The organism is Allotamlana fucoidanivorans, from assembly GCF_006265225.1.
Classification (GTDB): Bacteria; Bacteroidota; Bacteroidia; order Flavobacteriales; family Flavobacteriaceae; genus Allotamlana; species Allotamlana fucoidanivorans.
Map to the genome: position 1 here is coordinate 339,330 of NZ_VDCS01000002.1, position 8,043 is coordinate 347,372.

Below are 8,043 nucleotides of genomic sequence, written 5' to 3' on the forward strand. Positions count from 1 at the left end.
CATTTGCAATTACGAATAAATCATCAATTAAAGATGTTTTTATGTTTTCAAAATTAACAATTATTGTGCCTAATTTTTAACAATGACTTCAGAAAATATTTATATACTAGGAATTGAGTCATCATGTGATGATACTGCTGCAGCAGTAATACATAATGGTAAAATTTTAAGCAACGTAGTAGCCAATCAAACCATACATGAAGCATATGGCGGTGTGGTGCCCGAGCTAGCCTCTAGAGCACACCAACAAAATATTGTACCTGTAGTGCACGAGGCATTAAAAAAAGCAAATGTTATCAAAGACCAACTGCATGCTATTGCATTTACACGAGGCCCAGGTTTAATGGGTAGTTTATTAGTGGGTACCTCTTTTGCTAAGTCTTTAGCTTTAGGACTAAACATTCCTTTAATTGATGTAAACCACATGCAAGGCCATATTTTAGCCCATTTTATTGAAGAAGAAGGTTTTAACAAACCGCCTTTCCCGTTTCTTGCTATGACCATTTCTGGAGGCCATACGCAGATTGTGCAAGTGAATGATTATTTTCACATGACCGTGATTGGAGAAACCATTGATGATGCCGTTGGGGAAGCCTTTGACAAAAGTGGTAAAATTCTAGGGTTAGGGTATCCTGCTGGCCCCGAAATAGATAAACGTGCCAAACTTGGCAACCCCAAAGCGTTTAAATTTACAAAACCTAAAGTAGAGGGTTTAAATTTTAGTTTCTCAGGGTTAAAAACAGCTGTTTTATATTTTATTCAAAAAGAAGTAAAAGCAAACCCCAATTTTGTAGAAGAAAACCTCAATGATATTTGTGCTTCTATTCAACATACTATTATTGGTATTTTAATTGACAAATTAAAGCGTGCTTCAAAAGAAACAGGTATTACGCATATTGCAATAGGTGGTGGTGTTTCGGCTAATTCAGGAATCAGACAAGCCTTAAAAGATGGCGAAAGCAAGTTTGGCTGGACTACCTATATACCAAAATTTGAATTTACCACAGATAATGCTGCCATGATAGCCATCACAGGCTATTTAAAGTTCCTTGAAGGTGATTTTGCACAATCAAATATTGCGGCTTCGGCCCGCTTAAAAATCTAAAAATAAGCGAGTTTTAAAGTTATAAACAGTACACTTTTGAAAACTTATTCATGCTTAGATAACATAGTAACCCGATACGTTTAAATTTGAAAACGAATTTAAAACCTACACTATGTTAAAACAACTACCTACCCTATTATTTTTAGGCATAGCAACGTCATGCTTTACCCAAACCTCAACCGAAGACGCATTAAATTTAATTCATTCAGAAGAACAAGCTAAAAGCTATTTAACCCAAAAGCCTTCTAAACAGAATAAATTAATTACTTTTAATGAGGAAAAACATAAAACCATTTTAGCCAAAGAATTATTTAAAACCAGTATTGGTATTACTAAAATTTTTGACCATGAGTTTGAAACAATATTTTACAAAGTGATGACCAAATCAAGAAAAACGTATTACCGTGGTGCCATAATTCATCTGAATGGGGAAAATTTAGAGTATGCTGCTATTGAAGCTTTACAAAAAACAATAATGGATAAATACAAAAATGGGGCTTCTTTTGATTTTTTGGCCAAACAATATTCTATAGATAACCATGCTAACAAAGGTGGAGATTTAGGATGGTTTTTATCTGGTGACAAACACGTACAGCTAGAAACTAGTATTATTGAGCATGATTTAGGTGATATTTTCGCCCTAAACATTGAACATTCAAACGATTATTATGTCGTTTTAAAAACACATGAACCGAAAGAAATTTCAGAAATAGAAGTTTTAAAAATAGTTGAACAAAAATATTAATGCAGCTTTTTTATAATCCAGAAATAACTCAAGACACCAGTCAATTTACTTTTCCAAAAGAAGAAAGTAAACATATAATTAAAGTTTTAAGAAAAAAAACAGGTGATACCGTAAACATCACAAATGGTGATGGCTGGTTATTTACGGCTGAAATTGTTGTTCCCAACATTAATAAATGTACCGCAAAGATTATTGAATGTACCCTTCAACCTAACCATCATTATCATTTACATTTGGCTGTAGCACCAACCAAACTGAACGATAGGTATGAATGGTTTTTAGAGAAAGCAACAGAAATAGGTGTTGATAGCATTACCCCTATTATTTGTGATCATAGTGAAAGAAAAGTGGTAAAATTAGACAGATTTCATCGTATCATACAATCGGCTATGAAACAATCTTTAAACTGCTATTTACCAAAGCTTAATGAAGCTATCACAGTTAAGAGTTTTATAAGTAAGCATACTTCAGAGTACCAATTCATAGCTCATTGCGAAGACACCAATAAAACATCATTAAAAGAAGCTCTAAAACCTAATACCAACGTTACCATTTTAATAGGGCCGGAAGGCGATTTTTCATCTGAAGAAATTGATTTAGCCATTCAAAATAATTTCATACCTGTTTCATTGGGGCATACAAGACTAAGAACAGAAACTGCTGCTATAGTGGCATGCCATACCGTAGCACTTTCAAATGAATAATATGAGAACATTAATCACATGCTTTGCAATTATACTGTGTGTTTTTCAAATGAACAGTCAGGAATTGGCTGTTTTAAAATATAAAGGTGGTGGCGATTGGTATGGCAATCCAACCGCTCTGCCAAACCTCATAAGATTTTGTAATACCAATATAAATACAAGATTGCAACCAAAACCTCAAACCGTTGAAACTGGAAGTCCAGATATTTTTCAATATCCATTTATTCACATGACTGGTCATGGCAACGTTTTTTTTAGTGACGATGATGCTGAAAACCTAAGAAACCACCTTATTTCAGGAGGTTTTTTACATATTGATGACAATTACGGCATGCAACCCTACATAGTTGAAGAACTGAAAAAAGTGTTTCCTAACCAAGATTTGGTTGAAATTCCTTCCACTCATGATATTTATAACAACGCTTACCCATTCCCAAATGGATTACCTAAAATTCATGAACATGACGGAAAACGTCCGCAAGCTTTTGGTTTATTTTTTGAAGACCGCTTGGTTCTACTTTTTACTTTTGAAAGTGATTTAGGAGATGGCTGGGAAGATCCCGAAATTCATAATGACCCTGAAGATGTTAGAGAACAAGCTTTAAAAATGGGTGCTAATATAATCAAGTATGTGTTTGAACATTAGTTTTTTTAATATGATAAATTTTATTTTAGTACAACTTAAAGCCTTACCTACCTATTCTTTCTGAGCAATTTACACAGTTCCTAATTTCAATGCAACGCACTCATTACAACACCACGTTTCTCAAAAAAAAATTTCCCATTGTATTAATTTGTGATAACGTAACCCATGCTCCTAACATTGGAAGTCTGTTTAGAACAGCCGATGCTTTTGGTGTAGAAAAAATGATTCTTTGCGGTCAAGATATTACACTAGGCAGAAAAATAAAAAAAACCGCAAGAGCAACAGAAAAAGCGGTTATGCATGATATCAATAATTCAGCTTACAATGTTTTACAAACACTAAAAGAGCAGAATTACCAAATTATAGCTCTTGAAATCACAAACCGAAGTACTGCTATTCATACTTTTTCATTTTCAAAAGAAACCCCTATTGCTCTTGTTATTGGTGATGAAAACTATGGTATTTCAGAATCCATTTTAAATAGCGCCGACCATGTTTTACACATTGATATGTTTGGACAAAACAGTAGTATGAATGTGGTGCAAGCAACTAACATAGCACTCTATGAAATAACAAAACAACTCAGAACAGAGCAGAAATAGCTTGAGGATATTTTGTTAAAAAGCTTATTTCTTTTCGTTCTAATTGATTAGATTTACTACATAAAACGCTTCATGTGAATTCAAAAATCATTGCAAACGGTATTTTAAGAGCTATTACCATTATTCTTGGAGTAGCTTTATTACTTTTCTTTTTGTATAAAATTCAATCTGTTATTGGCTATATTGCTATTGCAGCCGTTGTATCATTAATAGGTAGACCAATTGTATTTTTCCTTCAACGCAAACTTAAGTTTAAAAATACTATAGCTGTTGTTTTAACTATGGTACTGCTATTGGGTATCATAATTGGTTTAGTTAGCTTATTTATTCCTCTAATCTTGAAACAAGGACAGAATTTATCATTACTTAATATTAATCAGCTTCAAGTAAACATAGAGAACCTTTATTCAGAAATTATTACTTATTTTGACTTGCATCATATTAACGTACAAGATTCTATAAATACGTCAAATTGGTTTTCAAAAATTGATTTCTCTTTAATCCCCGACTTTTTAAACACTATTATTAGTAGTTTCGGAAACTTTAGTATTGCCCTGTTTTCAGTACTTTTTATCTCTTTTTTCTTTTTAAAAGACAGTAAATTACTTGAAGGCATTTTACTAACGTTAGTTCCTGAAAAAAACGAAGCCAAATGGAAAATATCTAGTGAAAAAATTAAAAACTTACTTTCTCGCTACTTTGTTGGACTCATCTTTCAAATACTAATCCTTTTTGTTATATACACTATAGGGCTTCTTATTATTGATGTAGATAATCCTATTGTCATTGCCTTTTTATGCGCTCTTTTAAATTTAATTCCGTATGTAGGCCCTGTTATTGGTGCGTTTTTAATGCTTACTTTAACCATGACAAGTCATTTGGGAGAATCATTTAGTCAAATTATAGTACCTAAAACCTTATGGGTATTGCTTGTTTTTATTATTGGGCAATTGGTAGATAATTTTTTTAGTCAACCTATTATTTTTTCAAAAAGTGTAAAATCACATCCTTTAGAAATATTTTTGGTGATTTTAATAACTGGTATTCTTTTTGGCGTTATTGGATTAATTATAGCTATTCCAGCTTATACATCTTTAAAAGTAATTCTAAATACATTTTTATCTGATAATAAGATAGTTAAAAAATTGACCAAAAACTTATAGTTTAAATTTTGAATTCTGATCTTTTAACTTCCGACATTCAAGATTTTATATCGAAACATTTAGATGCCAGCATGTCTAAATTAGTTTTAAAGGGTACTCCTTTTAATATTAATACCAAGGTTATCGTTGAACAAATTGAAGCTAAAAACCGATGCCGAACAAAACTGCCTACATGGTTTAACACACCAAACATTTATTACCCTAATAAACTAAATATTGAGCAAACGTCTTCTGAAATTACCGCTGAATATAAATCAAATTTAATATCTGGTAGAACAATCATAGATTTAACAGGTGGTTTTGGGGTAGACTGCTTTTATTTTTCAAAGAAGTTTGAAGAAGTAACACATTGCGACATCAATGAAAGTCTATCAAAAATTGTAGCATACAATTACCAACAGCTTTTAGTAAACAATATTGGAACGGTCAACATTGATGGTATTGAATATTTAAAATCAAATAAAAAAAAATTCGATTGGATTTATATAGACCCTTCAAGGCGTCATGATAGAAAAGGAAAGGTATTCTTTTTAAATGATTGTTTACCCAATGTTCCTAAGCATTTAAACATGCTTTTTGAATATACGCAAAACATTATGGTAAAAACATCGCCCCTACTAGATATAATGGCTGGCACCAATGAATTAAAGCAGGTAAAAACCATACATGTAGTTGCGGTAAATAATGAGGTTAAAGAGTTGTTGTGGATTTTAGAAAAGGACTATAAAGGTGATATCACTCTTGAAACTATCAATATTTCAAAAGTCAAAACAGAACAATTTACAACTACCTTTAAAACAGAACAAGCTGCAATAGTAGACTATAATAAACCACTTAACTATTTATATGAGCCCAATGCAGCTATTTTAAAAGCAGGTGCTTTCAAGTCTATAGCCGAGAAATTACCTGTTTCAAAACTTGAAAAACATTCGCACTTATATACTAGCAATAGCTTGGTTGATTTTCCAGGCAGACAATTTAAAATAGAAAAGATTGTTCCATATAATAAAAAGGCATTAAAAAAGTTGAACATAAGCAGAGCAAATGTAACAACTAGAAATTTCCCAGAAAATGTTCAACACATAAGGAAAAAACTAAATATAAAAGACGGTGGAGACAACTACCTGTTTTTCACAACCCTCATAGATGGTGAAAAAACTGTACTTTTAACAAAAAAAGTAAACACTTAAATAAGCTAAGATCTTGGTTTGTCAATACCGCGATCATACATCACAATACTGCCTGCTACCGATACATTTAAGCTTAATTCAGATTTAAATTTTACTAAAAAATGAGATTTCTCTATGGCTAGTTTTGACAATCCATGATCCTCTGCCCCTAGCAAATATACGCAACGTCTGGGATGATGAAAGGTTTCTAAAGATTCTGCCTTGTCTGTAAGTTCTACGCCTACTAATCGAGTTCCTTTTGGTAAGTTACTAAAAAACGCTTCAAAAGTGTCATAATGATAATAAGGCATCGATTTTACAGCATTATGTGTATCACAAGCCTGGTTAGCATAGCGGTTTCCAATGGTAAAAATAAAGCTTGCGCCTAAATTTTGAGCAGATCGCCATAACACACCTAAATTTTCAGGCGTTTTTCCATTTTGAATACCTATTCCAAAAAACTCATTTACGAAGTTGTCATTCATGCCACAAAAATATCAAAGATTTAAAAACAAAAAAGTCTTTAGCAAGTAAGTTGTAAAAACCATTTTAAATCGTGCTTTATGAACTCTAAATTTCATCAAGGCAGTATTAATTTCCATATATTGATCGACATTTCGATTGATACACCAGCATTGATTAATTACATGAACAAAAACAAACTTATAAAGACGTTCTTATTATCAGGCTGGTAGGTATAATTAATTGTACAGGGTTATCGTTAACAATAAATTCAGCAGCTTTTTTACCTAACTCTTCAAAATCTGTCGAGATAACAGAAATACCTTTATTTATAAATTCTTTCATAGGCGTTTCGTTATAGGATAAGTACCCAACCTCTTCACCTAGCTCATATTGTTTTTCTCTACATTGCTTTAAAAAAGTACTCAATATGCGTTCACTAACACTTATATAGGCATTGCCTTTTTGTACATTAAACTGTTTCGGATCAGTAATAATTTTATAGCTAAAACTAAAATCTGCACAAAACTTTTCAAAAAAAACAACCGATTCTCTCGGATGATATGTATAGCTTGGGTAAACATAAACCAGTTGCTTATACTTTTTAAATAGCGGAACACCTTTTGCCAAACAATCATAAAAAGATTGTCCGAAATCTTGAAATATATAATTTTGATGCTCTGAAAATTGAACATTTAAATCAATTAACAATAATTGATCATTATTTATAGACGATAAAATTTCGGGCACCTCTACATGATCCATATTCATAACAAGGTATTTATAGTATTTACCCTTGCTATTATTAATGATGGTTTTAAAATTTTCTAAACTATAATGGTGAAACTGTAAATCTACAATAAAGTTTTTTGGTAAATTTTCAATTAATGCATTGTAAATCACTTGCTTATACTCTTTAAAGGTATTTAAAACTAGGAGTACCCGTTTTATGTTACTTGAAACAAAATATCCTTTATTTGGTATAGATTCAATTACGCCATTATTTTTTAAAATGGTAAATGCCTTAAATACAGTATCTCTTGAAAATTTGTATTCTTTACTAAAATCATTAACAGATGGTATCCTCTCGCCAACCTTTAAAATATTATTTGCTATGGAATCATTAATGGCATTAACAACAAGCTGATATTTAACTTCGCTACTGTCTTTATTAATCTTTACTTTATTCCAGTTCATTATATTTTTAAAATTAGGCGACTACAATATAAAATTTTTGAATTGATTATAACATCGCAATCTTTCTATTTGTTTCCCTGTCTTAACTGAAGAGAGAATTTAATCTATTAACCTGACCCTAAAATTGACCTCCTCCCGTTAAACCGGACAATTTAAAACTAGAGAAAACCGAGCAAATAAATGTGTAACTTTAAACAATTATTTGCATATGAAACGATCAAAATTCACGGAGAGTCAAATCGTATTTGCT

General features: G+C 31.6%; 9 protein-coding genes. 7 read left to right on the forward strand and 2 right to left on the reverse strand.

Going from position 1 to position 8,043, the window contains the following annotated elements; translation table 11 throughout:
- Positions 1–82 precede the first annotated feature (82 nt).
- The 7 genes from tsaD (at position 83) to FGF67_RS03080 (ending at position 6,155) form a co-directional block, all read left to right on the forward strand.
- Positions 83–1,105 carry a tRNA (adenosine(37)-N6)-threonylcarbamoyltransferase complex transferase subunit TsaD gene (tsaD, locus tag FGF67_RS03050; RefSeq protein WP_139694998.1) on the forward strand — a complete coding sequence of 341 codons (1,023 nt, stop codon included), beginning with the start codon at positions 83–85 and terminating at the stop codon, positions 1,103–1,105.
- A 112-nt stretch (positions 1,106–1,217) separates the two neighbouring features.
- On the forward strand, positions 1,218–1,850 hold the full coding sequence (locus FGF67_RS03055) for a peptidylprolyl isomerase (protein ID WP_139694999.1): 633 nt from the start codon (positions 1,218–1,220) through the stop codon (positions 1,848–1,850).
- Positions 1,850–2,554 carry a 16S rRNA (uracil(1498)-N(3))-methyltransferase gene (locus tag FGF67_RS03060; protein ID WP_139695000.1) on the forward strand — a complete coding sequence of 235 codons (705 nt, stop codon included), beginning with the start codon at positions 1,850–1,852 and terminating at the stop codon, positions 2,552–2,554. The genes FGF67_RS03055 and FGF67_RS03060 overlap by 1 nt, the downstream gene beginning before the upstream one ends.
- Before the next feature lies 1 nt (position 2,555).
- Positions 2,556–3,200 carry a DUF4159 domain-containing protein gene (locus FGF67_RS03065; protein ID WP_139695001.1) on the forward strand — a complete coding sequence of 215 codons (645 nt, stop codon included), beginning with the start codon at positions 2,556–2,558 and terminating at the stop codon, positions 3,198–3,200.
- Positions 3,201–3,289: 89 nt separating this feature from the next.
- Positions 3,290–3,802 carry a TrmH family RNA methyltransferase gene (locus tag FGF67_RS03070; RefSeq protein ID WP_139695002.1) on the forward strand — a complete coding sequence of 171 codons (513 nt, stop codon included), beginning with the start codon at positions 3,290–3,292 and terminating at the stop codon, positions 3,800–3,802.
- A 74-nt stretch (positions 3,803–3,876) separates the two neighbouring features.
- Positions 3,877–4,965 carry an AI-2E family transporter gene (locus tag FGF67_RS03075; protein WP_139695003.1) on the forward strand — a complete coding sequence of 363 codons (1,089 nt, stop codon included), beginning with the start codon at positions 3,877–3,879 and terminating at the stop codon, positions 4,963–4,965.
- A gap of 8 nt (positions 4,966–4,973) precedes the next feature.
- Positions 4,974–6,155, forward strand: a complete 1,182-nt coding sequence (locus tag FGF67_RS03080; protein ID WP_139695004.1) for a class I SAM-dependent methyltransferase — start codon at positions 4,974–4,976, stop codon at positions 6,153–6,155.
- A 5-nt stretch (positions 6,156–6,160) separates the two neighbouring features.
- Here the strand turns inward: FGF67_RS03080 and FGF67_RS03085 are convergent, their stop codons facing one another.
- Both FGF67_RS03085 and FGF67_RS03090 read right to left on the reverse strand, forming a co-directional pair.
- A complete protein-coding gene (locus FGF67_RS03085) occupies positions 6,161–6,619 on the reverse strand; it encodes an RNA methyltransferase (protein WP_139695005.1) in 459 nt (152 codons plus the stop codon).
- A gap of 178 nt (positions 6,620–6,797) precedes the next feature.
- Positions 6,798–7,793 (reverse strand): GntR family transcriptional regulator, encoded by a 996-nt coding sequence (locus tag FGF67_RS03090; protein WP_139695006.1) that lies wholly within the window; start codon positions 7,791–7,793, stop codon positions 6,798–6,800.
- Between the last annotated feature and the right edge of the window lie 250 nt (positions 7,794–8,043).